Origin of the sequence: Nonomuraea basaltis (assembly GCF_005893125.1) — a bacterium.
GTDB lineage: Bacteria > Actinomycetota > Actinomycetes > Streptosporangiales > Streptosporangiaceae > Nonomuraea > Nonomuraea basaltis.
The window spans coordinates 1-2,702 of the sequence record NZ_VCJS01000485.1 but is presented as its reverse complement, the minus strand read 5'-3'; the positions used below and the strand labels follow the sequence as shown (position 1 = coordinate 2,702).

At 70.6% G+C, this 2,702-nt stretch carries 1 protein-coding gene; it reads right to left on the bottom strand.

The window, feature by feature from the left end; all coding sequences use genetic code 11:
- Positions 1 to 2,608: acyltransferase domain-containing protein (locus tag EJK15_RS68710; RefSeq protein ID WP_240778138.1), on the bottom strand; the 2,608-nt coding region annotated here is incomplete at its 3' end.
- Positions 2,609 to 2,702: the final 94 nt, after the last annotated feature.

The window sequence follows — 2,702 nt, the reverse complement described above, 5'->3', positions numbered from 1 at the left end:
CGTCCAGCCCCCGACGCGAGACCAGCAACAAATGCCGCACCCCATGCACAGCCACCAAATGCCGCGCCACCAAAGCACCCAGCCCACCAGTACCGCCAGTGACCAGCGTGGTCCCGTCGACCGGCCACATGACGTCGGCGTCCTTGCCGCCCACCTGGCCGGCTGCCCCAAGCGATGAAGAGGCTCCACCGTCCGGGTCGGGGGATGCGGCCTGCGTCATCCGGGACCCCCACAGCCGGCCGCCGCGCAACGCCACCTCCGGCTCACCACAAGCCAGCGCGGCGCGCACACCGCCCGCAAGGCGGTCCTCACCGCCGACGGTGATGACCGGCATGGCACTCGCCGATGCCCCCTCTCCACCGAGGGCGATCTGCGCGCCTTCCAGCGAACCATCGTCCGGGTCAAGGTCGATCAGGGTGATCCGGCCAGGTTCCTCCGCCTGAGCGGCCCGTACCAGGCCCCACACCGCGGCCTGCGCCGGATCCGGGATCTCGCCGTCGGCCACGGCCACCGCGCCCCGGGTCACCACCGCGACCGGCCGCGGGTCCGCCTCGGCCAGCCAAGTCTGCAACTCGCCCAGCACTTCCGCGACGGCCTGCCGCACCCGTACCGGAACCGGGACGTCACCGTCCACCGGCCCTCCGCTACCAGCTCCCGCACCTCGGGCAGCAGGTCCCGCTCCCACAGAAGAAGCGACATCCAGCACCGCGACATCCGGCACTCCGGCAGCGGTCCCCGCGGTCTCGGCGCCACGCTCGTCCACCGCGGCCAGCGACCGCCAAGTCACCTCATACAACCACCGGGCCGGGGCCGCGCCGTTCAACTGCCCAGGAGCCAGCGATCGCGAGGTCAGCTCTTCCACCGAAGCCACTGGCCGACCGGCCGGGTCGGTGAGGTCCAGCCGGGTAACCTGGTCGCCGTCCAGGCGGCGCAGCCGTACTCGCAGCGCGGTGGCACCGATGGCGTGCAGGGTGACGCCGTTCCAGTTGAACGGGATCAGCGGGCCACCTTCCCCGGAGTCCTGCCCGGCCAGTATGCCCACATGCATCGCCGCATCGAGCAGCGCGGGGTGCACGCCGTAGCCCGCCGGATCGGCGACATCGGTCGGCAGCGACACCTCGGCGTAGAGGTCGTCGCCGTGTTTCCAGGCTCGGGTCAGGCCGTGGAAGGCGGGGCCGTAGCCGTAGCCGTGGTCGACCAGGCGGTCGTACAGGCCGGTGGTGTCCAGTGGCTGGGCGTCCGGCGGGGGCCAGGCGTGGTGCAGGTCTGCCGGGGTGTCTTGGGTGGGGGTGAGGGTGCCGGTGGCGTGCCGGGTCCAGTGGCCGTGGTCGTCTTTGGAGTGGATGGCGATCTGGTGCCGGCCGTCTTCGTCAGGCGGGCTCAGGATGATCTGGAGAGTGATGCCGTCGGTGCTGTCGGGGATGGGCAGCGGTGCGTGCAGGGTGAGTTCTTCGATGGCCGGGCAACCCACCTGGTCACCGGCACGCAGAGCGAGTTCGACGAAGGCGGTACCGGGCAGGATCGGAGTGGCGTTGATCGCGTGATCGGCCAGCCAGGACTGAGCGGCGACCGACAACCGGCCGGTCAAGATTGCGCCACCGTCGGGCTGCTCCACCACCGCACCCAAGATCGGATGATCGGCGGCACCCAGACCAAGCGCGACCGGGTCACCGGCCGAAGCCGACTGCAACCAGTAACGGCGATGCTGGAAGGGGTAGGTGGGCAGATCCAGGTCGCCGGTGCGAGCACCGGTCGGCCAGGCGGTCCAGTCCACGGCGGTGCCACAGGTCCAGGCCAGGCCGAGCCCGGCGACCAGTTGGGCGGTCTCGTCCCGATCACGCCGCAGCAACGCCACCACCGAGGCAGGCTGGCCGCTGTCGGCACTGCGGGCATCGGCGTGTTCGTGGTCGGCGTCGTCATGGTGGGCGAGGGTTTGTTCGATCATGGGGGTCAGCTGGGCGTCCGGACCAGCCTCGACGAAACAGCCGACCTGATGCCGGGACAAGGTGGTGATGGTGTCGGCGAACCGGACCGGCTGCCGTACGTGATCCACCCAGTAGCCGGGCTGGGTGATCTCCTCACCGGCCAGGTCACCCGAGACGTTGGACACCAGCGGCAACTCCGGACGCCGCAGCGTCAAACCCGCCACGACCTCCCCGAACTCAGCCAGCATCGGCTCCATCAACGGCGAGTGGAACGCGTGCGACACCCGCAACTGGCGGGTCCGATAACCGTGCTGCCGCGCCCACTCGACGACCTGGGCGACCTGGTCGGATGCGCCGGAGACCACCACCGAACCGGGCGCGTTCACCGCCGCCACCGCCACCTGGTCGTAGCCGGCCAGCACCGGCGCGAGGACATCTTCGCCGCAGCCAATCGCCGCCATCACGCCCCCAGAGGGCAGCGCCTGCATCAACCGGCCACGAGCGGCCACCAACCGGCACGCATCCGCCAGCTCCAGCACCCCGGCCACATGCGCCGCAGTGATCTCCCCGATCGAGTGACCGGCCACATAATCAGGCCGGACCCCCAGCGACTCCAGCAGCCGGTACAACGCCGTCTCCACCGCGAACAACCCGGCCTGCGCGAACACCGTCTGATCCAGCACCCCACCAGCAGCAGAACCAGACCCAGGCCCAGCAGCCCCAGAACGAGCAGAACCACCGGCCTCGCTGGCCTCGCTGGCCTCGCTGGCCTCGCTG